Origin of the sequence: Candidatus Burkholderia verschuerenii (assembly GCF_001189365.1) — a bacterium.
GTDB classification, from domain to species: Bacteria; Pseudomonadota; Gammaproteobacteria; order Burkholderiales; family Burkholderiaceae; genus Caballeronia; species Caballeronia verschuerenii.
Window position 1 is genome coordinate 1 of record NZ_LFJJ01000323.1, and the last position, 2,565, is coordinate 2,565.

The 2,565-nt window shown below is 50.9% G+C and carries 3 protein-coding genes and 1 pseudogene; 2 read left to right on the forward strand and 2 right to left on the reverse strand.

The annotated features are described in order from the left end of the window. Positions 1-580: 580 nt before the first annotated feature. Positions 581-883: pseudogene (locus tag BVER_RS36400) on the forward strand (transposase); the annotation flags it as partial. A gap of 314 nt (positions 884-1,197) precedes the next feature. Here the strand turns inward: BVER_RS36400 and BVER_RS28510 are convergent. Both BVER_RS28510 and BVER_RS28515 read right to left on the reverse strand, forming a co-directional pair. Continuing rightward, positions 1,198-1,440, reverse strand: coding sequence for a hypothetical protein (locus BVER_RS28510; RefSeq protein WP_050456096.1), 243 nt, complete (start codon positions 1,438-1,440; stop codon positions 1,198-1,200). Positions 1,441-1,513: 73 nt separating this feature from the next. Beyond that, a complete protein-coding gene (locus BVER_RS28515) occupies positions 1,514-2,044 on the reverse strand; it encodes a YdbT family protein (RefSeq protein ID WP_157056279.1) in 531 nt (176 codons plus the stop codon). A gap of 99 nt (positions 2,045-2,143) precedes the next feature. Here BVER_RS28515 and BVER_RS36085 point away from each other — a divergent pair, with 99 nt between their 5' ends. Further along, positions 2,144-2,470, forward strand: coding sequence for an autoinducer binding domain-containing protein (locus BVER_RS36085; RefSeq protein WP_083452420.1), 327 nt, complete (start codon positions 2,144-2,146; stop codon positions 2,468-2,470). Positions 2,471-2,565 lie beyond the last annotated feature (95 nt).

Genomic DNA, 2,565 nt, shown 5'->3' on the forward strand with positions numbered 1-2,565 from the left:
GATCTGAATCGTAACAATTTAATTGGTATTCTCTACTCTTTACAGAGTACTGCACATAATTCTTTTTCCATACTGAGAAAAGTCTTTTCTTACAGAAGCTATGCAATGAGGTCGTTCGGTAACGTCAATATGGACATTTTGGTAACTGTTTGACCAGGTAACTTGGGTGTCTTTAGAAACGAGTCGTTAGTGAGACTCACGACGAAGAAACTATGTTCCGGGCCGCCAACGTCTCGTCTTTTCGATTTCCTAATCTTCCATTATATTTCACTTCATTTGATTATCGAAATAAACTTAACCATCCAAGTATATCTGTTAACAGCAAATTCTCGCGAGCAAAACACATTGGCACAAATGACTTTGTATACCACATCAAAGCTTGCAGAAACGCCCCAATACTGGCAATCTTAAGCTCGCTGAGTACTGGGTTGATCTGGTGGCCGCACCATGTTCATACCCTTCGCTAGCAATGAAATTGCTCGTCAAGGCTCATCCTACGGACTTCTGGATGTTGATCACCTGTCCATTTGGACAGGTGTGCGCGGTCGAGAATTTCATTAGATTCTCATCACAGCCAGCGCACGGGGAGGAAACGAGTGGTTATGTCGACGCCGGATACCAGGGAATCGAAAAGCGTGAGCAAATGACCTCGGCTTGATGGGATGTTGCGATGCGCCGCGGCAAGCAAAGACAGCTGAACTTGAAGAACCGTGTCGATGCGATATACGTCAAAATCGAGCGACTGCAGGCCGGCATTCGTGCGAAGGCTGAGTATCCTTTTCGAATCTTCACGCGACAGGTTGGCTACATGAAGACGCGATACCGGGCGCTGGCGAAGAGCACCGCTCAAATCACCACGTTACTTGCGCTGGGCAACCTATAAAAAAGCCAGATCCAAATCAACGAAACATTGCAACCTCAACAGCACTTACTCGCATTCGCGGGCAAGCTCTTTACGAATAGCGCTTGAAGCGCGGCAGATCGACGAGTTGTTTCAAATGCAGCCGCGACGGCTGCTAGGGAGAAAAAACAGGGACCAGAGGCCCCTGTTTCCGTTGCGACCAGTGTCCCTAGCGGGATTGGCCTTTCCGCTTACTCGATGAGCATTTGTCATCCGGCAGTATTTCGGTGAACCAGAAGGCAAATCCGAAACCAGCTACCAGAAAAGCGCACAAAATCAGATTGGTGCCCGTTCCTTCAAACATCATCGTCCTCCTTGGGTAAGTTCTCCATCAAGCCCAGCATTTCAAACACCAGCCCTACTACCGCGAAGGGCCACATGCCGATCTTACCATTAACGAACGGTCCCGTTAAACCGAGGCCGATCAACACCAGCCCAACCTTGCGAAACTCTTCCTTCCAGATTGTCTTGCCATCGAGCCAGACTCGCAGCCGTTCATGGAACGATTTAAGGGCCATATACAATTCCCGCATCTTCATATGGGCGTATTCCAATCTAAGCGACGAACGCCTGAGCCGGGGAGACCCTCGCAGCGCAGCAGTCCTTCCGGCATCAGAAGTGCGTTCTTATTCTAACATCGTGCCAGCGGCCCGTCTGTGTGCTCAGACGCGACCCATGTTGACTTCGCGGATTCCCTTCCGATCGCGCAGCGCGAGCGCGGCCCGGTTCAGGTCGTTGCGCCTCTTCAGCGTTTGCGATGCCTGGCAGAAACCACACCGGGTTATTGGAATCGCTCGTCATTACCCCCACCGTGCCGATGCCCAGTGGGGGCCACCACGGATGCAGCGAGGTCATGTCCCGAATCCTGAACAGATCCGGACTGGATACCGTTCGGTTCAGGATGCCGCTACGCCTGGTAATACGCTCGGCGTCGATAATGACCTCGGTAAAGGCCGTGCGAAGGTACGCGATACCGAAGCGCAGCCCGATCAACACCACCGGCAGGAACGCGATTGCAGGCGGCAGGCACCAGCGTTGCGACGCGAAGCTGTAGACGATTTCCAGCACAATCAGGGCGAGAATGCCGCCGAGCAGATTGGGTCGATTGATGATCTGCGGACGGCTTGTCGTGGAACAGCACACGGCTCGCGTGCGTGGTTGTAACGGATAGGTTCAACTGGAATACTCCAGCCATATCAAACCGCTGACGACAGTGGAAGTCATGCAGGTTCTGGAGTGAAAATGCACTCACTTTGTCGATTCGTATCTAAAGGTGACTTGATTCAGATAATTGAACTAGCAGCCAGACTTACAACTCGTTGCGAGACAAACGATGCAATTTATGCAGCACTGAGAAACATTTTGCCATTACAAAAGTTTATTGCATGCCGGGTTAGGCCATCTGCCCCGTCGCATGGATTGAAGCATATTTTCAATCTAGGGTATCCGCAAGAATGGCTTGCAAGCTATAACGAGTTAGGCTATCACAGGATTGACCCAGTCGTGACCCCTTCGACTGACGGGTTGGTTCACTGGGATCAAATTTTCAAATTCGTTACGCCGGAGTGAAAATATTTTATCAAGAAAGCGGCGGAGTACGGGCTTATGGACGGCTTCAGCGTACGTCATCACGACGGCGAGGAGTTAAGAGTAACGTCATTTGC